The sequence below is a fragment of the Lysinibacillus sp. GbtcB16 genome (genome assembly GCF_019091145.1).
GTDB classification, from domain to species: domain Bacteria; phylum Bacillota; class Bacilli; order Bacillales_A; family Planococcaceae; genus Lysinibacillus; species Lysinibacillus fusiformis.
Map to the genome: position 1 here is coordinate 189619 of NZ_JAGXJV010000004.1, position 20726 is coordinate 210344.

17 protein-coding genes are annotated in these 20726 nt (G+C 36.6%); 7 read left to right on the forward strand and 10 right to left on the reverse strand.

The window, feature by feature from the left end:
• Positions 1–73: 73 nt before the first annotated feature.
• From KVT27_RS17050 to rpmH, 10 genes are all read right to left on the reverse strand, one after another.
• On the reverse strand, positions 74–922 hold the full coding sequence (locus KVT27_RS17050) for a ParB/RepB/Spo0J family partition protein (protein ID WP_036121909.1): 849 nt from the start codon (positions 920–922) through the stop codon (positions 74–76).
• Entirely contained in the window at positions 915–1676 is a 762-nt protein-coding gene (locus KVT27_RS17055; RefSeq protein WP_069483102.1) for a ParA family protein, read from the reverse strand. The genes KVT27_RS17050 and KVT27_RS17055 overlap by 8 nt, the downstream gene beginning before the upstream one ends.
• A gap of 225 nt (positions 1677–1901) precedes the next feature.
• A complete protein-coding gene (noc, locus tag KVT27_RS17060) occupies positions 1902–2801 on the reverse strand; it encodes a nucleoid occlusion protein (protein ID WP_150906434.1) in 900 nt (299 codons plus the stop codon).
• Positions 2802–2981: 180 nt separating this feature from the next.
• A complete protein-coding gene (rsmG, locus tag KVT27_RS17065) occupies positions 2982–3698 on the reverse strand; it encodes a 16S rRNA (guanine(527)-N(7))-methyltransferase RsmG (RefSeq protein ID WP_008177975.1) in 717 nt (238 codons plus the stop codon).
• A 115-nt stretch (positions 3699–3813) separates the two neighbouring features.
• On the reverse strand, positions 3814–5706 hold the full coding sequence (mnmG, locus tag KVT27_RS17070) for a tRNA uridine-5-carboxymethylaminomethyl(34) synthesis enzyme MnmG (RefSeq protein ID WP_036121916.1): 1893 nt from the start codon (positions 5704–5706) through the stop codon (positions 3814–3816).
• A gap of 27 nt (positions 5707–5733) precedes the next feature.
• The gene (gene mnmE, locus KVT27_RS17075; RefSeq protein ID WP_036147828.1) at positions 5734–7119 is read right to left on the reverse strand and encodes a tRNA uridine-5-carboxymethylaminomethyl(34) synthesis GTPase MnmE; all 1386 of its coding nucleotides are present in this window, start codon (positions 7117–7119) and stop codon (positions 5734–5736) included.
• Positions 7120–7367: 248 nt separating this feature from the next.
• A complete protein-coding gene (gene jag, locus KVT27_RS17080; protein ID WP_036147826.1) occupies positions 7368–8171 on the reverse strand; it encodes an RNA-binding cell elongation regulator Jag/EloR in 804 nt (267 codons plus the stop codon).
• Positions 8168–8938: a membrane protein insertase YidC gene (yidC, locus tag KVT27_RS17085; protein WP_036121922.1), complete on the reverse strand. Its 771-nt coding sequence runs from the start codon at positions 8936–8938 to the stop codon at positions 8168–8170. Before yidC ends, jag begins: the two co-directional genes overlap by 4 nt.
• Before the next feature lie 354 nt (positions 8939–9292).
• A complete protein-coding gene (gene rnpA / locus KVT27_RS17090; RefSeq protein WP_036121925.1) occupies positions 9293–9637 on the reverse strand; it encodes a ribonuclease P protein component in 345 nt (114 codons plus the stop codon).
• A 100-nt stretch (positions 9638–9737) separates the two neighbouring features.
• Complete coding sequence (gene rpmH / locus KVT27_RS17095; protein ID WP_004233310.1) at positions 9738–9872, reverse strand: 50S ribosomal protein L34; 135 nt, start codon at positions 9870–9872, stop codon at positions 9738–9740.
• 560 nt (positions 9873–10432) lie between these two features.
• Here rpmH and dnaA point away from each other — a divergent pair.
• From dnaA to KVT27_RS17130, 7 genes are all read left to right on the forward strand, one after another.
• Positions 10433–11827 carry a chromosomal replication initiator protein DnaA gene (gene dnaA / locus KVT27_RS17100; protein WP_369794276.1) on the forward strand — a complete coding sequence of 465 codons (1395 nt, stop codon included), beginning with the start codon at positions 10433–10435 and terminating at the stop codon, positions 11825–11827.
• A 170-nt stretch (positions 11828–11997) separates the two neighbouring features.
• Entirely contained in the window at positions 11998–13134 is a 1137-nt protein-coding gene (gene dnaN / locus KVT27_RS17105) for a DNA polymerase III subunit beta (RefSeq protein WP_036121931.1), read from the forward strand.
• Between the two features lie 111 nt (positions 13135–13245).
• Complete coding sequence (yaaA, locus tag KVT27_RS17110) at positions 13246–13470, forward strand: S4 domain-containing protein YaaA (protein ID WP_012291830.1); 225 nt, start codon at positions 13246–13248, stop codon at positions 13468–13470.
• A 3-nt stretch (positions 13471–13473) separates the two neighbouring features.
• The gene (gene recF / locus KVT27_RS17115) at positions 13474–14589 is read left to right on the forward strand and encodes a DNA replication/repair protein RecF (protein ID WP_036121935.1); all 1116 of its coding nucleotides are present in this window, start codon (positions 13474–13476) and stop codon (positions 14587–14589) included.
• A 92-nt stretch (positions 14590–14681) separates the two neighbouring features.
• The gene (gyrB, locus tag KVT27_RS17120) at positions 14682–16616 is read left to right on the forward strand and encodes a DNA topoisomerase (ATP-hydrolyzing) subunit B (protein ID WP_051998070.1); all 1935 of its coding nucleotides are present in this window, start codon (positions 14682–14684) and stop codon (positions 16614–16616) included.
• A gap of 25 nt (positions 16617–16641) precedes the next feature.
• Positions 16642–19107, forward strand: coding sequence for a DNA gyrase subunit A (gene gyrA, locus KVT27_RS17125; RefSeq protein WP_036121938.1), 2466 nt, complete (start codon positions 16642–16644; stop codon positions 19105–19107).
• A gap of 141 nt (positions 19108–19248) precedes the next feature.
• Positions 19249–20331: an HD-GYP domain-containing protein gene (locus tag KVT27_RS17130; RefSeq protein WP_008177998.1), complete on the forward strand. Its 1083-nt coding sequence runs from the start codon at positions 19249–19251 to the stop codon at positions 20329–20331.
• The last annotated feature ends 395 nt before the right edge of the window (positions 20332–20726 follow it).

Genomic DNA, 20726 nt, shown 5'->3' on the forward strand with positions numbered 1-20726 from the left:
TTGCCTTCCTTCTCTCTAAAAAATAGAGAGCGCCTGTTTGCTTGGCGCTCTGATTAAATTATATAAATATCATTTATTCTTCTTGTACATTGAGGATTTCTAAAATGCGCTCTAAATCATCTTCAGAGTAAAATTCTATTTCAATTTTCCCTTTATTATTATTCTTTCTAATTTGAACATTTGTTCCAAAATAATCTCTTAATTGAGATTCTTTCGCCGCCACAAATATATCTTTTTTCTTGGGCGGAATTGTTTCACGTGAAACTTCCTCATTTAAGGATTGTACTAACATTTCAACTTGGCGGACATTTAAACCTTGCTTCATTACCTTCATGGCAACTTCAGAGATTCGTCTTTTATTTTTTAAGCCGAGTAATGCCCTACCTTGTCCCATAGATAGTGTGCCATCATTCATAAATTTTCGTACATCTTCAGGTAAAGCAAGGAGGCGAACATGGTTAGCTATATGTGGTCTACTTTTTCCTAAACGCTTTGATAGCTCTTCCTGTGTTAAATGTAAGTTTTCCATTAAGCTTTGGTAGGCTTCTGCTTCTTCAATGACTGTTAGATCCTCACGCTGAAGGTTCTCTAGAATAGCTAGTTCCATCATTTGTGCGTCTGATAATTCTTTAATGATTACAGGAATAACATCTAAACCTGCTAGTAAACACGCTCGATAACGACGTTCCCCTGCAACGATTTCAAATTTACGCCCCTTTTTCCGTACAGCAATAGGTTGCAAAATGCCATGCTCATTAATCGAATCTGCTAATTCTTGTAAAGCTTCTTCATCAAAAATTTTACGAGGCTGAAATGGGTTTGCAACAATTAAATCTAATTGAATTTCTTCCACTTGCCCACTTTGTTCTAATGACTCTCCTGGAAATAGTGCACCAATGCCCTTTCCTAAACCTTTAGCCATTTTTAATCACTTCCCTCGCCATCTCCAAATAAACTTCTGCACCTCTAGATCTTGCGTCATAAGTGATGATTGGTTGCCCATGACTAGGTGCTTCACTTAAACGCACATTACGAGGAATTATCGTTTTATATACTTTATCTTGGAAATATTTTTTCACTTCATCTATAACTTGTAAGCCAAGGTTTGTTCGTGCATCTAGCATTGTTAGTAAAACACCATCAATATATAACTGTTGGTTCAAATGCTTTTGTACAAGACGAACAGTAGATAACAATTGGCTTAGACCTTCCAATGCATAATATTCGCATTGTACTGGAATAATCAATGCATCTGAAGCTGTTAAAGCATTAATTGTTAAAAGTCCTAAAGATGGTGGACAGTCAATAATTATATAATCGAAATCTTCTTTTATATTTTGTAATGCATGTTTCAAACGCACTTCCCTTGAAATAGTCGACACCAATTCAATTTCAGCGCCTGCAAGCGAAATTGTGGCTGGCACAATTGATAAATTATCTACATTTGTTTTTTGAATGACATTTTCAACATCTTCATCATCAATGAGCACATCATAAATACAACTTTGTATGTCTCCTTTATTAATACCAAGGCCACTTGTTGTATTCCCTTGCGGATCAGTATCAATAAGTAACACTTTCTTACCTAAATAGGCTAGGCAAGCGCTCAAATTGACTGAAGTTGTTGTTTTTCCTACGCCACCCTTTTGATTGGCGATTGCTATAATTCTACCCATTTAAAAGCACCTGCTTTCATTTATCAACGTTTACTTTGACAAATCATTTGTAAAATCAATGTATTTAACCCGCTATCTAACTTTCATTCTATCAAAAAAACAGTTAGAAGTTGTATAAAATATTAAGAATATATACAAAAAAGGAGACACCTCATTCAACTTTCTGAGATATCTCCTTTTTACAGTGAGGGAAAAGTTACTAATAAATTATTCCGAGATAATTTATTACACCTTTTTCTTTTTAGGTATCTTCACCGTAATTTGATAATATTCTTCTGTATCTTCTTCTTCCGTATTTACCGTAATACCACTTTTCGTTACCATCGTTAATGATTGCTTAATAGTATTTAAGGCTATACGGACATCTTTACTAATGGCTTTGCGTTTCGGCCTTGCTTTCTTTGGTACCGACTCCTCTTGCTCGTCTGTTACCGGGTGCAAGATGGCCTGAATCTGTTCCTCTAACTGGCGAACATTCCAATCACTATCAACTGTTTGTTGTAAAATTTCTAGTTGTAATGGTTGATCTTTAATAGCAATTAATGCACGTGCATGTCGTTCAGAGATCCTGCGCTGTAATATGGCTTGTTGCACTTCATCTGGAAGCCTTAATAAACGTAATTTATTGGCTACAGTGGATTGTCCTTTTCCAAGTCTTTGGGCAAGAGCTTCTTGTGTGAGCTCATGTAGCTCCAACAATTTTTGATAGGCTACCGCTTCTTCAATTGCAGTTAATTCCTCACGCTGTAAGTTCTCTATTAACGCAATAGAAGCTGTCTCCTTATCGGTTAAATTACGTACAATAGCAGGAACCTCTGTCCATTGTAGCTTTTTCATAGCTCGATAACGACGCTCACCGGCAATGATTTCATATTGATTTTCTGATGTTTTACGTACAACAATTGGCTGAATCACACCATGCGTATGAATGGTTCTTGATAATTCTTCAATTTTTTCATCATCAAAAATAGTACGTGGCTGAAAACGGTTAGGTACAATTTCATCAATAGGCAATTTTATGACTTCTTCTGCTGTTTGAACCGCCTCTGCTTGTTCTACTTCATTTTTCACAATAGGCTCTGTTTTACTTCCGCCTCCAAAAAAACGTGAAAAAGGACTTTTCATCCAAGTGGCACCACCTTTAAGTAACTATCTTGCTCTGTCTCATTCTATTATTATTTATTATATTTCCTCAAATGTATATAGTTCATAGATGACTTTTGCGTGAACCATCCATAACTAGTATGTATGCTCAAAATAGAAAAAATATATTCTACTTTGAGAAAGTTTCACATGAAACACTAATTATTGAATTGGTGTTTTATTTGGTACACCTGGCTTACGCGGGTATTTTTTCGGTGTTCCTTTTATTTTATCAAATATATATAATGTGCGGTCACTTTCTTCCACAGGTAGCTTGAAAGAATATTCTTCTTTCAGTTTAACACCTAATGTTGTTAATGCTTTTTTAGCATCTTTTAATTCTTCTGCACCTGCAGCTGCTTTTAAGGCAACAAAATAGCCATCTTGTTTTGCTAATGGCACACATAGCTCAGATAAAACAGATAAACGAGCTACTGCACGTGCTGTCACCACATCATATTGTTCACGATATTTTAAATTTTGACCAAACTCTTCTGCGCGGGCATGCACAAAATTCATATTTTCTAATTGCAACTCATCACTTAAATGGTTTAAAAATGTAATTCTTTTATTTAAGGAGTCGACAATTGTGACATGTAAATGTGGGAAACAGATTTTTATTGGGATACTAGGGAAACCAGCACCTGCTCCTACATCACAAACAGTTATTACTTTTGAAAAATCAAAATAAAATGAGGCACTGATTGAGTCAAAGAAATGTTTTAAATAAACACCTTCTAAATCTGTAATAGCAGTCAGGTTCATCTTTTCATTCCACTCGACTAGTAATTCAAAGTATTTTTTAAATTGAGCAATTTGCTTTTCGGAAAGCTCGATGCCTTTTTTTTTAAGTGCCTCAATAAATTGTTGTTCGTTCATGTAAAGTCTCCTTTATTAATCTAGCCATACTAGTACATCTTAACAATAGTATTGCTTTAAAAATAGGAAGCGGGCACAATGGTATGCCCGCCCCTTATTCACTTTACTGTTCTTATTAACCGCTTATTTTCGCGATTTTACCTTGTTCAATGTAAACAAGCAGAATAGAAATATCTGCTGGGTTCACACCAGAAATACGAGAGGCTTGTGCAATGGAAAGCGGTGTAACTTGTTTTAATTTTTGACGCGCTTCTGTCGCTAAACCAGAAATTGCATCATAATCAATGTTTTCAGGAATTTTTTTATTTTCCATTTTATGCAGCTTCTCTACTTGTAGCAATGCTTTTTCGATATAGCCTTCATATTTAAGCTGAATTTCAATTTGCTCTTTTACTTCTTCTGTAAATTCGATATCTGCCGGAATTAATGAGGAAATCATCTCATAATGCATTTCTGGGCGTTTTAGTAAATCAGCGCCACGAATTCCATCTTTTAATTCACTACCACCAGCAGAACGAATAACAGCTTGTGTAGCTTCATTCGGTTTAATAATTATTTCACGAAGACGTGCAATTTCATTATCAATCAATGCTTTTTTCTCATTGAACTTGTCATATCGTTCTTGTTGAACCATGCCGGTTTTATAGGCTAACTCTAATAATCGTAAATCAGCGTTATCATGACGTAACAATAAGCGATACTCTGCACGAGATGTTAGTAAACGATAAGGCTCGTTTGTTCCTTTTGTCACAAGGTCATCGATGAGTACCCCTATATAGGCATCCGAACGACTAAGGATTAATTCCTCTTTGCCAAGTACATTAGCTGCAGCATTCATTCCTGCCATTAATCCTTGGGCCGCCGCTTCCTCATAACCGGATGTACCATTAATTTGGCCAGCTGTATATAAACCTTTAATGCGCTTTGTTTCTAGTGTTGGCCACAATTGTGTGGGTACAATTGAATCATATTCAATGGCATAGCCAGCACGCATCATTTCTGCGTTCTCTAAGCCTGGGATTGATTTTAGTAAACGTGTTTGAACATGCTCTGGTAGGCTTGTTGATAAACCTTGAACATAAACCTCACGTGTATTACGTCCTTCTGGCTCTAAGAAGATTTGATGTCTCGGCTTATCGTTGAAGCGTACTACTTTATCTTCAATTGAAGGGCAGTAGCGTGGACCTGTCCCTTTAATCATCCCAGAATACATCGGTGAAAGATGTAAATTCGCCTCAATTATTTCATGTGTTTCAGGGCTTGTATACGTTAACCAGCAAGGTAGTTGGTCCATAATGAATTCCGTTGTTTCAAAACTAAATGCACGTGGAACTTCATCTCCTGGCTGAATTTCAGTTTTATCATAATCAATTGTACGATTATTAACACGTGGTGGTGTACCTGTTTTAAATCGAACAAGGTCAAAACCAAGCTCTTTTAAATTATCAGCTAAGCGAATTGACGGTTGTTGGTTATTAGGACCACTTGAATATTTTATATCCCCTATAATAATTTCACCGCGTAGGAAGGTACCTGTTGTGACAACTACTGTTTTGGCACGATAAATTGCACCAATTTGTGTAATAACCCCTGTTACTTCTCCATCCTCAATGATAAGTTCTTCTACCATTCCTTGATGGATTGTTAAGTTTTCGGTTTCTTCTAATATGCGTTTCATCTCTTGTTGATACAAAACTTTGTCAGCTTGCGCACGTAATGCACGTACAGCTGGGCCTTTTCCTGTATTTAACATTCGCATTTGAATATGCGTTTTATCTATAACTTTCCCCATGACGCCACCTAAAGCGTCTATTTCACGTACGACGATTCCTTTGGCAGGACCACCAATGGATGGATTACATGGCATAAATGCAATCATATCTAAGTTGATCGTTAACATCAGTGTGTTAGCACCCATTTTAGCCGCAGCATGTGCAGCTTCTGAACCTGCATGACCTGCGCCAATAACGATCACATCAAACGTGCCTGCCTCATATTTTGTTGGCATGCTCGTATCTTCCTTTCTTTCTTAAAGTTATTTTCCTAAACAAAACTGAGAAAATAGCTGGTTGATTAGGCTTTCTTGCACTGTGTCACCTATAATCTCACCAAGTAATTCCCACGTTCTTGTGACATCAATTTGTACCATATCAACTGGAACTCCAGCTTGAGCAGCTGCTATTGCATCCTCAACTGTCGCCTGTGCTTGATGCAATAATGCAATATGTCTTGCATTTGAAACATATGTTAAATCGCCCGCTTCAAGTTGCCCTTCAAAGAACAATGCAGCTATCGCTTCTTCTAACTCTGTAACACCCTCCTCCTGTAAGAGAGAAGTCGTTACAATGCGATGTTTACCTGCTAGCTCTTTGACACGCGCTAAATTAATTTTTTGCGGTAGATCTGTTTTATTGATAATAACGATGTAGTCCATCGCCTCAATAGTTTCGAATAAACGCTCGTCCTCAGCAGTTAACTCATCTGCATAGTTTAATACGAATAATATTAAGTCTGCTCCACGAAGCGCTTCTCTCGAACGTTCTACGCCAATTCGTTCAACAATGTCTTCTGTCTCACGAATACCCGCTGTATCCACTAAACGAAGCGGAACACCGCGTACATTAACGTACTCTTCTATAATATCACGAGTAGTACCAGCAATATCTGTCACTATGGCCTTATTTTCCTGTACCAAGCTATTTAAAAGAGAAGATTTCCCTACATTTGGACGCCCTAAAATAACAGTCGATAAACCCTCGCGTAATATTTTCCCTTGAGAAGATGTTTGAAGAAGTTTAATAATCTCATCTCGTACCCATGTACATTTTTCTACTAAAACAGGTACAGTCATCTCTTCTACATCATCATACTCTGGATAATCTATATTAACCTCTACTTGCGCTAATGTCTCTAGTAAAGCTTGGCGCAAATCACCAATAAGTCTTGATAATTTTCCATCCATCTGACCCAAGGCAACATTCATTGCTCGGTCTGTTTTGGCTCTTATCAAATCCATTACTGCTTCAGCCTGAGATAAATCAATACGCCCATTTAAAAACGCACGTTTAGTAAATTCACCTGGCTCTGCTAATCTTGCTCCATTCGTTAATGCTAGTTGTAAAACACGATTAACTGAAACTAATCCACCGTGACAATTTATTTCAATTACGTCCTCGCGTGTGAAAGTTTTTGGACCACGCATTAATGATAGCATTACTTCCTCTACTACCTCTTTTGTTTTAGGATCCACTAAATGACCATAATGAATAGTGTGCGAATCCTTTGTCGTTAAACTTTTTCCACCTGGTGATTTAAATATTTTATCTGCAATCGCCACTGCTTCGTCCCCACTTAAACGAACGATGGCTATGGCACCTTCACCCATAGGTGTGGATATCGCAGCAATTGTATCAAACTCCATTTAATGACCTCCTTAACGTTATCCACATGTGGATAATCGAAACCGACCAATACTTACTAACACCTTAGACTAACATATTTTCAACAAAATCTAAAGTAAGGATCATTTCCAAATGTGGATAACAGCCATTTTTTATAGGACTAAATTTCGACAATACTACAATCTTTGCCTCATAAAAAAAGGTCACTTTATCGCGAGGGATAAAATGACCTTTAAAACTATAGTGTCTGTATGTTTTTGAAAATAATCTAATTATTTTTGACAGGCTCAATGACTAAATAACGATTTGGTTCTGAGCCTTCTGAATATGTCTCAAGATCAAGACGATTTGCTAATTGATTATGAATTATTTTTCTTTCGTATGACGGCATTGGTTCAAATGCCACACGTTGATTTGAACGTAATGCTTTATCCGCCATTCGATCAGCAAGTAACTCTAAAGCTACTTGTCGACGTTCGCGATAGTTTTCCACATCTAATTTCACCATTAAGAACTGCTTAGCGCTTTTATTGAGCACTAGCTGCGTTAATTGCTGTAAGGAATTTAATGTTTGACCACGTTTTCCGATAAGTAGAGCTGCTTTCTCACTTTTCAGCTGAAAATAAATATATTTCCCTTCACGTGTCGTAGTTATTTCAAGATCATGAATATCCAATTGCTCAGCAATCGTTACTAAATAGGCTTTTGCCTCCTCAATTGGGTTTGCTGAATCTTCTTCCTCATTTTGTTCGTTTACAACTTTTTGAACAGCTTCGATTTCATTTGGTTGATCAGAAACTTGTGAACGGATTGTTTCAACATCATCTACTGCTAATTGTTTGTCTAATTGAGTCGTTATTTGCGATTCGGCTTCTTCACTTTCAATTACCGAAATCTGAACTTCCTTTACAGTTACACGAACTTCTGCAGAACGTGCACCAAAACCTAAAAATCCTTTTTTACCTTCTTGTAAAACTTCAACATCTACTTGTTCACGGGTTTTGCCAAGTTTCTGTAACGCCAATGAGATCGCTTCTTGTGTTGTTGCGCCTATTTGCGTAAGTTGTTTCACTTTTTAGCCCCTCCATTTTGAGCAGGTTGTGTTTTATCTTTATTCCAAGGCTTATAAATATACAGGTTTTGGAAAATCGAAATAATGTTCCCGATTACCCAATATAGTGATAATGCAGCTGGTAAGGCCATACCAAAAGCAATGATCATGAATGGCATAATATACATCATGATTTTCATTTGAGGATTATCCATTGCTGGTCCTGTACGTAATACGATAAATTGCATTAAACCTGCTGTAATTGCTAATGCAGGTGCAGGATCCGCTAGAGGGAAGATAAAGAAATTCCCTAAATCAAATGTAGATGTAGCATTCATACGGCTAATTGCATGATAGAAACCAATTAAAATTGGCATTTGAATGATTACTGGTAAACACCCTGCAAGTGGGTTTACACCTGATTCACTCATCAGCTTCATCATTTCTTGCTGATATTGTTGTTGTGTCTGAGCATCCTTAGAAGCATACTTCTTTTGCAGTTCCTTCAATTTTGGCTGAATTTCTTGCATCTTTTTAGAACTCTTTGTTTGTTTAATCATTAGTGGCAAAATTGCTAAACGAATAATAATCGTTACGGCAATGATCCCCCATGCGTACGTGCCAAGTAGATCAGCAAAGTATTTTATCGCTGATACCAACGGCCAAACAATGAATTCATTCCAGAAGCCAGTGCTGTCTTTGGAAATTGGTTCATTGAATTCTGTACAACCAGATAGTAGTAGAGCTACTGATACTAGTGACAAAATTACCCAATGTTGTTTTTTCAACCTTCTTCCCCCTACAATTACTATTCACTTTTTCTAAATCTATATGCATCTTCTTTATTCACTGACTGACAGTTTCCTGCCCTAAAATCTGTGACATCTGACAGCAGCTTTATCTAAACTTAAACAAAGATAAAGTTATCAGCTATTTTATCATGCCTATAACGTTTCACTCTACTAAATATTCTCACAATATACACTTATTCCTGAGTTTTGTGGCGAATTTAACATATTCTTAAGTGAAATCTAACGTTGAAAATACCCCTATACGTATACTTCCCTAGGTTATGGTATGCAATTTCACTCTCATTCTTAAAGCTAATAATACAGGCGCATTTTACCACTCGGTTGCATACATTACACTTTCTTTAATACCTTTGCGATTTTTAGTACATGTTGCAAACTTTGTTTCACTTCATGAAAATCCATAGTGGCCGCCGGTTGTCTGGCGATAATAACATAATCCATATTCGTCTTTAGATCATCCTTTAAATCAAGAATACTATGTCGAATATAGCGTTTTATTTGGTTGCGTTTTACCGCATTCCCAAGCTTTTTACTAACCGATAAACCTACACGAAATTCTGTTTGTTCCTCTTTTGCTAAAAAGTAAACAACAAACTGACGATTAGCGAAAGATTTACCTTTTTTAAACACCTTTTGAAAATCATCATTCTTCTTCACTCTTTGGCGTTTTTTCATTTCTTTCACCTGCTAATAGATAATATCTTTTGATCCTCATTTCTAGGTTTACCAAAAATAAAGAAAAAAAAGACCACTGATGTGGCTCAGTGGACTTATTTTATGCTGATAAAACTTTTCTTCCTTTACGACGACGAGCAGCAAGAACTTTGCGACCGTTTTTCGTGCTCATACGTGCGCGGAAACCGTGAACTTTACTGTGTTTACGTTTCTTTGGTTGGTAAGTACGTTTCATTTATATAGACACCTCCTGATATATGAGTTGAATTTTTCAACATACAGACTCGAATATTATATAAAGTAACTAGTTATTTTGTCAATGTATTTCACAAATTTCTTTTAGCTAGTCATTCTATGTATCTAAATGAATCTACTTTATCTTCCCTAATGACCATTCCAATCCTCCGTAAAAAACAATATTACTAACTTTTTCTTAAAAATATTTATCCACAGAATACTTGTTTTTTTTGCACAGAGTTGTGTATAGTGTTTTTTGCATATTTTTTTATCCACAACATTTATCTACAGCTTTTTCACATACACAGTGCTTGTGGACAACTCCAAAGTGCATAACTACAAGCTATGTGGATAAGTTTCGTAAACTATTGAAATAGCTTTGTTTTTCTGATACGATTACTGTGCTTCACTTTGTTGAAAACTGAAATGAACATTTTAATTATCCACAACTGTTAATATGCTGTGGATAATTTTTATCACAGCCTTTGGTTAACTTTTATCCACAACTTGTGATTATGTGGACGAGTTGTAAAATGAACGTATTTGCCATTTCTATAAATGCAATGTTTTTATGTATTGAACACTGTAAAGGAGATTAGTAGCTTGGAACATTTAGAAGAATTATGGAATAATGTCCTGGCTCAAGTTGAACAAAAAATTTCTAAACCAAGCTTCGAAACGTGGCTAAAGTCTACCAAATTACTGTCCTACAATGGCAGTGGTTCAACTGTGACAATTGCTGCGCCAAATTCGTTTGCTCGAGATTGGCTTGAGAATCATTATATTCATTTGATTACAGGTATATTAACGGAGCTTACAGGCGAAGACTTGCTTATTAAATTTGTTGTTCAAAAAAACCAGGATTCGGACGATTTTGATTTGCCGGCGCCGATTATCCAAGCAAAGAATAACGATCACCATGATATTTCACCGGGTATGTTAAACCCGAAGTATACTTTTGATACGTTTGTTATTGGCTCTGGTAACCGCTTTGCACATGCTGCCTCTCTAGCAGTTGCTGAAGCACCTGCAAAGGCTTATAACCCTTTCTTCATTTATGGGGGAGTTGGGCTTGGTAAGACGCACTTAATGCATGCCATTGGTCATTATGTTTTAGAGCATAATCCAAATGCAAAAGTAGTCTATTTATCATCTGAAAAATTTACAAATGAATTTATTAACTCTATTCGTGATAACAAAGCACTTGATTTTCGCAATAAATACCGCAATGTGGATGTACTGCTAATTGATGATATTCAATTCCTTGCTGGAAAAGAATCAACTCAAGAAGAATTTTTCCACACGTTTAATACTTTACATGAAGAATCCAAGCAAATTGTTATATCGAGTGACCGACCTCCAAAGGAAATTCCAACATTAGAGGATCGTCTACGTTCACGTTTTGAATGGGGATTAATAACGGATATTGCACCTCCTGATTTGGAAACACGTATTGCTATTCTGCGTAAAAAAGCAAAAGCAGATGGTTTAGAGGTACCCAATGAGGTGATGCTCTATATTGCGAACCAGATTGACTCCAATATTAGGGAGCTTGAAGGTGCGCTTATTCGCGTCGTTGCCTATTCGTCACTCGTTAACAAAGATATTAATGCGGCACTTGCTGCAGAGGCACTAAAGGATATCATTCCTAATTCAAAGCCACGAACTGTGACAATATTAGACATTCAAAATGCTGTTGGTGAGCATTTTAGTATACGTTTAGAAGATTTTGCGGCGAAAAAGCGTACAAAGCTAATTGCTTTTCCTCGCCAAATTGCCATGTATTTATCACGCGAATTAACAGATTTTTCGCTGCCGAAAATTGGTGAAGAATTTGGCGGACGTGATCATACAACTGTGATTCATGCTCACGAAAAAATATCTTCTTTGTTGAAAAATGACGTCCAGCTTCAACAAGATGTTAAACAAATTCGTAGCATGCTAGGGAAGTAATTACTGTGGACAATCCTACTATTTAAACACAAACTTATACACAGTCTATCTACATGTGGATAGACTGATTTTATTCATAAAAAGGCACTTATCCACAAATCCACAGAGCCTATTACTATATCTTTTTTATTTTATATAAATAAATAATATAAATATGTGAGGGAAAACGAATGAAATTTGATATTTTACGTGACCGTTTATTAGAGGGTTTAAATGATGTCATGAAAGCAGTAAGTTCTAAAACAACTATTCCGATTTTAACAGGGATTAAAATTGATGTGACAGAAGAAGGTATTCGCTTAACAGGTAGTGATGCGGATATTACAATTCAAACATTTATCCCTGTTGAGGAAGATGGACAACAGATTATTCACATTGCAGAAACAGGATCAATAGTTGTACAAGCCCGTATGTTTAATGAAATTGTACGTAAATTACCAACAAATGATGTTGAAATCCAAGTAACACCTGGTTTCCAAACTCATATTCGCTCTGGTAAATCTGAGTTCCACTTAATTGGTTCTGATGCAGCTGAATACCCATTATTACCAGAATTAACGGAAGATCAAAAATTTACTATTCCTGCTGATCTTCTAAAAACAATTATTCGTGAAACAGTGTTTGCAGTTGCCACTTCAGAAAGTAGACCGGTGTTGACAGGTGTAAACTGGCAAATTAAAAATGAAACATTAATCTGTGTTGCAACAGATAGTCACCGTTTAGCAAGACGTAAGGTGCAACTAGAAAATTTACCAGAAGTTGAACATAGTGTTGTTATCCCAGGAAAAAGTTTAAATGAGTTAAATAAAGTACTAGAGGATTCTACAAATCTTGTTCAAATTGTTATTACAAGTCAACAAGTATTATTTAAAACAGGGGATGTTTTATTCTTCTCTCGTTTACTAGAAGGAAATTACCCAGACACTTCTCGCTTAATTCCTGAAGAATATCAAACTAATGTAACGATTAACGGAAAATCTTTATTACAAGCTATTGACCGTGCCTCACTAGTAGCAAGAGGAGACCGTAATAATGTTGTCCGTTTTGAAATATTAGGCAACCAAGCAGTTGAGGTTTCTTCTAATTCACCTGAAATCGGTAAAGTACAAGAGGAAATTCCTGTTGAGTCATTAGAAGGAGAAGGCCTGAAAATTTCTTTTAGTGCCAAATATATGATGGAGGCATTGAAGGCAATCGACGGCCAAGATGTAGTCATTCAATTTACAGGCGCAATGAGACCGTTTATTTTACGCTCGGTTCATGACGATGCAATTTTACAATTAATTTTACCTGTACGTACTTACTAAAAATTTAAGATCTGTTAGGATAGTCGCAATTTGCGGCTATCTTTTTTACTTATGGCGAAATTTTAGGTATGATAGAGAGATAGTCAGTCTGTATTTGGAGGGGAACACACTATGCAGGACATTAAAATCGATGAGGAGTTCATCACGTTAGGGCAGCTATTAAAAATATCTGATGCCATTAGTTCAGGTGGAATGGCGAAGTGGTTTTTACAGGAAAATGCTGTATATGTCAATGGAGAAGTAGACGATCGTCGAGGTCGGAAATTACGTAACGGAGACGTTGTAAATATACCAGGATGTGGTCGTTTTCAGATCGTAGGACCAACTGGGCAATAAACTATGCATATTGAACAAATAAAACTTACAAATTACCGTAATTATGATGCCTTAGCTTTAAACTTCTCTCCAAAAATTAATGTTTTCATTGGTGAAAATGCTCAAGGAAAAACAAATGTTATGGAGTCTATCTACGTATTAGCAATGGCTAAATCCCATCGAACAACGAACGATAAAGAATTGATACGTTGGGATTCAGACTATGGTAAAATAGAAGGGGCCGTTCAAAAAAGACATGGTATTTTACCGATTGAGCTTACGATTACAAAGAAGGGTAAAAAGGGCAAGATAAATCATATAGAGCAAAGTCGCCTTAGTCATTATATTGGCCAAATGAACGTCGTAATGTTTGCACCAGAGGATTTAAACGTTGTAAAGGGTAGTCCGCAAATACGCCGACGTTTTATTGATATGGAGATTGGGCAAATTTCGCCTGTCTATTTACATGATTTATTAACCTTTCAAAAAGTTTTAAAACAACGTAACCATTTCTTAAAGATGAACCAGGGCAAGTCCATGTCAAATGATGTGATGTATGAGGTTTATAATGAACAATATATTCATGCAGCTACCCAAATTATTCGTAAAAGATTTCAATTTATGGATTTATTGCAGGAGTGGGCTGAACCTATACATGCAGGTATATCACAAGGGAAGGAAACGCTCGTTATAAAATATCGTACGGTAGCTGGAATAGAAAAAGAACATTCTTCTAGCGAAATTGAAAATACTTTACATCAAAAATTGATAGAAGCAAGAGAACGCGAATTTGACAGAGGTGTGACGTTAGTAGGTCCACATCGTGATGATTTGCAGTTTTTAGTAAATGGCTATGATGTGCAAACATATGGCTCGCAAGGACAACAGCGTACAACCGCATTGTCTTTAAAACTTGCTGAAATTGAATTAATTAAACAAGAAACAAATGAAACACCCATACTACTTTTAGATGATGTCTTGTCGGAACTCGATGATTATCGTCAATCGCATTTATTAAATACCATTCAAGGTGAAGTGCAAACCTTTGTCACAACTACAAGTGTTGAAGGAATTCATCATGAAACAATGGAGCAGGCCCAACTGTTCCACGTGAAACAAGGTGCGATTGAAAAAAGTTAGCCAGGGTAGTTTTTTAGATTACAAAAGAATGGTAATAGTCAGCTCGGTTGACTGTTCATTCATTTACACACAATGATGTTATGAAGGAGTAGATGAAAGCCGTGGCTATAGAGAACGAAGGTTTACAAAACCAAGCTTATGAGGCCGATCAGATACAGGTATTAGAAGGTTTAGAGGCAGTACGTAAAAGACCAGGGATGTATATCGGTTCTACAAGCTCAAAAGGGTTACACCACTTAGTATGGGAAATCGTTGATAATAGTATCGATGAAGCTCTAGCAGGATTTTGTACTGATATACAAGTAACAATAGAAAAAGAAAACTGGATTCGCGTAGAAGATAACGGTCGTGGTATTCCGGTCAGCATTCAAGAAAAGATGGGTAAGCCTGCTGTTGAAGTTATCATGACAGTTTTACATGCTGGTGGTAAATTTGGCGGTGGAGGATACAAAGTTTCAGGTGGTCTACATGGAGTAGGGGCATCCGTTGTTAATGCTCTTTCTGTTGAAACGATTGTGCAAGTTCACCGTGAAGGTCATATTCATGAAATCAAATTCCAACGTGGAAAAACGATACAAGAACTAAAGATTATTGGCGATACAGATCGTAATGGAACAACAACACGATTTAAAGCGGACCCGGAAATTTTTAAAGAAACTACTGTTTATGAGTATGATATTTTAGCTCATCGTATTCGTGAATTGGCTTATTTAAATCGTGGAATCAGAATTACCATTGCCGATGAGCGTGAAGGTGAAGAGCGTTCAACTACATATCACTATGAAGGTGGTATTCGTTCATATGTTGAGCACCTAAATCAATCTAAAGAGCCTATTCATGATCCTATTGATGTACTTGGAGAAAAAGATGGTATCTCGGTTGAGATTGCTATGCAATATAATGCTGGATTCTCTTCTAATATTTTTTCATTTGCTAATAACATTAATACGTATGAAGGTGGTACACATGAGTCTGGTTTTAAAACAGCTCTTACACGCGTCATTAATGATTACGCACGAAAAGGTGGATTATTGAAAGAAGCTGATGCCAATTTGACAGGTGAGGATGTCCGTGAAGGTTTAACAGCCATTGTCTCTGTTAAACATCCAGATCCTCAATTTGAGGGGCAAACAAAAACAAAGCTAGGGAACTCAGAAGTAAGTCAAATTACTAACGCTTTATTCTCGGATGGCTTTGAACGATTTATGTTGGAAAATCCAACTGTTGCTCGCAAAGTAGTTGAAAAAGGTTTAATGGCAGCTCGTGCTCGTGTAGCAGCCAAAAAGGCCCGTGAGTTTACACGTCGTAAAAATGCACTTGAAGTGTCAAGCTTGCCTGGTAAATTGGCGGACTGTTCTTCAACGAATCCAGCTGAATGTGAAATCTATATTGTTGAGGGTGATTCTGCGGGAGGGTCAGCTAAATCAGGTCGTGATCGTCACTTCCAAGCGATATTGCCTTTGCGTGGGAAAATTCTCAATGTTGAAAAGGCACGCTTAGATAAGATTTTATCCAACGCAGAAATCCGTGCAATGATTACAGCATTCGGTACTGGTATTGGAGAAGAATTCAATTTAGAAAAGGCCCGTTATCATAAAATCATTATTATGACAGATGCCGATGTTGATGGAGCGCATATTCGTACATTGCTTTTAACATTCTTCTTCCGTTTCCTTCGTCCACTTGTAGAGGCAGGCTATATTTACATTGCACAGCCACCACTTTATCAAGTGAAACAAGGTAAGCATGTTGAATATTGCTATGATGATGAAACATTAAAAGAAATTTTAGAACGACTACCAAAAATGCCAAAACCTAATGTACAACGCTATAAAGGTCTTGGTGAAATGAATGCTGAACAACTTTGGGATACTACAATGGATCCAGAGCACCGTACATTATTACAAGTAGAATTAGATGATGCAATTAAGGCTAACCAAGCATTTGAGCGTTTAATGGGCGATGAAGTTGAACCTCGTCGTCAATTTATTGAGGAAAATGCCGTTTACGCTAATTTAGATATCTAATTTTTCTTGAGAGGAGGTCTACACTTTGTCAGAACAAGAACGCTCCGGTGTTAAAGGAATTAATATTACAGAAGAAATTGAAACATCCTTTCTTGATTATGCAATGAGTGTAATTGTTTCACGTGCATTACCTGATGTACGTGATGGATTAAAACCAGTACATCGTCGTATTTTATATGGGATGCAGGAGTTAGGAAATACAGCAGATAAACCTTACAAAAAATCAGCACGTATTGTTGGGGATGTTATGGGTAAGTACCATCCACATGGTGACTCTTCCATTTATGATGCTATGGTACGTATGGCGCAAGATTTCAGCTATCGTTATATGCTTGTTGACGGTCATGGGAACTTTGGTTCTGTTGATGGTGATGGAGCGGCAGCTATGCGTTATACAGAATCACGTATGTCTAAAATTGCGATGGAAATGCTACGTGATATCAATAAAGACACAATTGATTATACAGATAACTATGATGGCTCTGAAAAAGAACCGATTGTTTTACCAAGTCGTTATCCAAACTTATTAGTAAACGGTGCTGCAGGGATTGCGGTTGGTATGGCCACAAATATTCCTCCTCACCATTTGGGAGAAACGATTGATGCGGTTATAGCACTTTCTGAAAACCCAGCGATTACTACAGAGGAATTGATGGAAATCATCCCTGGCCCAGATTTCCCTACTGGCGGATTAATTTTAGGCCGTAGTGGGATTCGTAGAGCCTATGAATCTGGCCGTGGTTCTATTATTATTCGTGCCAAGGTGGAAATTGAGCAAAAGGCAAATGGTAAGGAAACTATCCTTGTTCATGAATTACCATACCAAGTAAATAAGGCTAAGCTGATTGAAAAAATCGCAGAGCTTGTCCGTGATAAAAAAATCGATGGTATTACGAATTTACGTGATGAGTCAGACCGTCGTGGTATGCGGGTAGTTATCGAGGTACGAAAAGATGCAAATGCAAATGTAGTGTTAAATAATCTATACAAACAAACAGCTATGCAATCAAGCTTTGGTATCAATATGCTGTCATTAGTAAATGGTCAGCCAAAGGTATTAGGCTTAAAAGAAATGCTATACCATTATTTAGAGCACCAAAAAGTTATTATTCGTCGTCGTACTGAATTCGATCTTCGAAAAGCAGAAGACCGTGCACATATTTTAGAAGGCTTACGAATTGCATTAGATCATATTGATGAAATAATTGCGATTATTCGTGGTTCACGTAGTGGTGAAGAAGCGAAGCCTCAATTAATGGAGCGTTTTAATCTATCAGAACGACAAGCTCAAGCAATTTTAGATATGCGTTTAGTTCGTTTAAGTGGCTTAGAGCGTGAAAAAATTGAAGCGGAATATCAAGAGCTTCAGGTTCTAATCGCTGAATTAAAGGCAATTTTAGCGGACGAAGCAAAAATTGTTGATATCATTCGTACTGAAATTTTAGAGCTGAAAGACCGCTATAGTGATACACGCCGCACTGAAATTACTTCTGGCGGTATTGAAATGATTGAAGATGAGGATCTAATTCCTGTTGAAAATTCAGTCGTTACTTTAACGCATAACGGCTATATTAAACGTTTAGCTGCGAATACATATCGTAGTCAGAAACGCGGTGGTCGTGGTGTTCAGGGTATGGGTACAAACGAAGATGACTTTGTAGAGCATCTTATGAATACCTCTACACATGATACAATTCTATTCTTTACTTCCAAAGGTAAAGTATTTAGAGCGAAAGGTTACGAAATTCCAGAGTATGGTCGTACAGCTAAAGGGCTACCGATTGTTAACTTGCTCAATATCGATAAAGGTGAGAAAGTAACAGCGATGATTCGTGTTGGATCATTTGATGAAGATGCGTACTTTATCTTTACAACTAAAACGGGTATTACGAAACGTACACCTGTATCACAATTTGCCAACATTCGTACGAATGGTTTAATAGCTATCAGTTTACGAGAAGATGATGATCTTATATCTGTTCGTTTAACAGATGGGGATAAGCAAATTATCATTGGTACACGTGATGGTATGCTTGTTCGTTTCCAAGAAGATGATATTCGTTCTATGGGACGTACAGCTGGTGGTGTACGAGGTATTAAACTTCGTGATGGTGACGAAGTAGTGGGTATGGAGATTGTTGAACCAGGACAAGAAATTTTAGTAGTTACTGAAAAAGGTTATGGTAAACGTACTTCTGAAGATGATTATCGTTTACAAAGCCGTGGTGGCGTTGGATTAAAAACAATGCAAATTACTGATAAAAATGGTCCGATGGTGGCTGTGAAAACAGTTGATGGTTCAGAGGATCTTATGCTTATTACTATTAACGGTATGCTTATTCGTATGGATGTTAATGATATTTCATTAATTGGGCGTAGCACACAGGGTGTTCGTTTAATTCGCTTAGGTGATGAAGAATTGGTTGCAACTGTGGCTAAGGTTGAAAAAGCAGAAGAATCGCCTGAAGACGAAGAGGACATAGAGGAATAATTTAAACCGATGACGACAGCGTTCATGTCGTTCATCGGTTTTTTATTATAAATAATGAAAAATAAGTAATTATTTTGAATTACATGATAAAATAAAAGTACCCTTATTTGAAGCAAGTTAAAGTGGAGAGGTGTTCATTTCATGGAAACAATACATGTTCCAATTTCAGAGTTAGGTGTTGGTAGAGTAATTTCTGAAGATATTTTTGCTAATACACAGTATCCTATCATCTTTAAAGATACAATGATTTCCCATGTACATTTACAAGTTTTTCAGGCATTTAATATTTTTAACGTCCCTGTTTATAAAAATCAAAACGATATTCGGTCGGAAAAGAAAGAAATTGATGTAGAAGTAGTAGTAGAGGATATTCCGACTTTTAGGAAGTCTTATAATCATTCTATTGAACAATTTAAAAAGGAATTTAAAAATTGGGAAGCGGGTGCTAAAGTAGATATAGCCAAAGCAAGAACCATTATATTGCCTTTGGTAGAAATGGTCTTGGAAGATCGAACAATTATTTTTGATTTAAATGAGTTTTCTAACCCTAAGGACTATTTATATCACCATAGTGTAGCAACAGCTTTGATTTCCTCTGTAGTTGCTCAAAAGTTAGGCTATGATAGAGGGACAACAATTCAAATTGCCATAGGTGGCCTATTAGCTGATTGTGGAATGGCTAAAGTACACCCTCGTATTCGAGATAAAAAGACACCTCTTACTGAGCAGGAGTTTGATGAAATTTATAAACATCCAATTTATAGCTATAACATGGTGAAGGATTTAACCATTTTAAAAGAAACTATGAAAGAGGCAATATTTCAACACCATGAACGTTTAAATGGAAGCGGGTATCCGAAAGGCGAAAAAATCGCTAATATTTCTATCTTTGCGCAAATCATTGCTGTGGCAGATGTATTCCATGCCATGACTTGTGAACGTGTATATAGGTCAAAGCAATCATCGTTTAAAGTAATAGAAATGATTAATGAATCTGAGTTCGGTAAGTTTGATATTAAAGTGGTACGTGCATTAATCGATATTGTTGCGGATCTCCCTATAGGTACGATTGTTGAACTTTCTAACCTAGAGCGTGGAGAAGTCATGTTTGTAAATAAGTTTGCACCCACACGTCCTCTCATTAAATTAGTTCATACAGGCGAAATTTTTGATTTAGGAAAAAACCGCAGTTTTTATATTTCTCGAATCATTACTAATTTGTAGAAAGGCAAGCCATAATTATGGCTGCCTTTTTTTCATTTATAGTGAGGATTATAAAGTGGAGAGGTATACGGTTATATAAGTATAGTACCTTCAGTTTCCCACCTTCTCTTCTGCAGGCAATATACTATTTTTACTTAGTATCAAGTGTTTGAATCGTTAAAATATAATCTATTGAAATATTTTTTGATAATATGTTGACATAGTTGTCGAATCTTGATATTATTAGTGAGTCGCCAAGAGGTGACGCTGAAATAAACAACATGAACCTTGAAAACTGAACAAGCAAAACGTAATCAATAAAGTTTTTAGTAGCTAGCTTAGCTAGTGAACGAAACAAAATTTTGGACATCAAAATTGATGCCAGCAAAACAATTTGAGCTAATCAAATTTCTTTT

Bases quoted from the DNA above. Each gene is read 5' to 3' on its own strand.
- KVT27_RS17050 (WP_036121909.1), bottom strand. From the start codon at position 922: ATGGCTAAAGGTTTAGGAAAGGGCATTGGTGCACTATTTCCAGGAGAG.
- KVT27_RS17055 (WP_069483102.1), bottom strand. From the start codon at position 1,676: ATGGGTAGAATTATAGCAATCGCCAATCAAAAGGGTGGCGTAGGAAAA.
- noc (WP_150906434.1), bottom strand. From the start codon at position 2,801: ATGAAAAGTCCTTTTTCACGTTTTTTTGGAGGCGGAAGTAAAACAGAG.
- rsmG (WP_008177975.1), bottom strand. From the start codon at position 3,698: ATGAACGAACAACAATTTATTGAGGCACTTAAAAAAAAAGGCATCGAG.
- mnmG (WP_036121916.1), bottom strand. From the start codon at position 5,706: ATGCCAACAAAATATGAGGCAGGCACGTTTGATGTGATCGTTATTGGC.
- mnmE (WP_036147828.1), bottom strand. From the start codon at position 7,119: ATGGAGTTTGATACAATTGCTGCGATATCCACACCTATGGGTGAAGGT.
- rnpA (WP_036121925.1), bottom strand. From the start codon at position 9,637: ATGAAAAAACGCCAAAGAGTGAAGAAGAATGATGATTTTCAAAAGGTG.
- rpmH (WP_004233310.1), bottom strand. From the start codon at position 9,872: ATGAAACGTACTTACCAACCAAAGAAACGTAAACACAGTAAAGTTCAC.
- dnaA (WP_369794276.1), top strand. From the start codon at position 10,433: ATGCAATGTTTTTATGTATTGAACACTGTAAAGGAGATTAGTAGCTTG.
- dnaN (WP_036121931.1), top strand. From the start codon at position 11,998: ATGAAATTTGATATTTTACGTGACCGTTTATTAGAGGGTTTAAATGAT.
- yaaA (WP_012291830.1), top strand. From the start codon at position 13,246: ATGCAGGACATTAAAATCGATGAGGAGTTCATCACGTTAGGGCAGCTA.
- recF (WP_036121935.1), top strand. From the start codon at position 13,474: ATGCATATTGAACAAATAAAACTTACAAATTACCGTAATTATGATGCC.
- gyrB (WP_051998070.1), top strand. From the start codon at position 14,682: ATGAAAGCCGTGGCTATAGAGAACGAAGGTTTACAAAACCAAGCTTAT.
- KVT27_RS17130 (WP_008177998.1), top strand. From the start codon at position 19,249: ATGGAAACAATACATGTTCCAATTTCAGAGTTAGGTGTTGGTAGAGTA.